At 63.1% G+C, this 688-nt stretch carries 1 protein-coding gene; it reads left to right on the forward strand.

All coding sequences use genetic code 11. The features are described from left to right. Window positions 1-688 (forward strand): IS1634 family transposase (locus tag IEW19_RS23185; RefSeq protein WP_188573891.1); only part of this gene is annotated, 688 nt, incomplete at both ends.

The following is a 688-nucleotide window of genomic DNA, read 5'->3' on the forward strand; positions in this document are numbered from 1 at the left end:
AATAAGTACCGCGACCGGGTCGCGACCTGGTGCTTCGAGCACACCAGGACCGACGGGGACGTCTCACTGGTGCTCTATGACGTGACCACCTTGTATTTCGAGGCGGAGAAGGAAGACGAGCTGCGGAAAGTCGGGTACTCCAAGGAACGTCGCGTTGATCCCCAGATCGTTGTCGGTCTGCTCGTGGATCGCGGCGGGTTTCCGCTGGAGATCGGCTGCTTCGAGGGCAACAAGGCCGAGACGGCAACCATGATCCCGATTATCAAGCAGTTCCAGGTCCGCCACGGCTTGGCCGACCTGGTCGTCGTCGCCGACGCAGGCATGCTCTCAGCCGGCAATCTGCGCGAGCTGGACGAGGCGAACCTGCGGTTCATTGTCGGTTCCCGGATGACGAAAGCGCCGAACGATCTGGCCTCGCATTTCCGCTGGCACGGTGACGCGTTCAGCGACGGGCAGCTGATCGATACGGTCACCCCCAGGACCGGCCACAAGAACGAGAACAACCCTGATCTGCGTACCGAACCCGTCTGGGACCCTGCCGCGCACCCGGGCTCATGGCGGGCGGTGTGGGCCTACTCCCGCAAGAGAGCTGTTCACGACAACACAACGCTCACGGCCCAGGAGAACCGGGCACGGGAGGTCATCGAGGGACAGAAATCAGCCCGGACCCCACGGTTCGTCAAGACCG

This window comes from Arthrobacter liuii (assembly GCF_014639275.1).
In the GTDB taxonomy this organism is placed as follows: domain Bacteria; phylum Actinomycetota; class Actinomycetes; order Actinomycetales; family Micrococcaceae; genus Arthrobacter; species Arthrobacter liuii.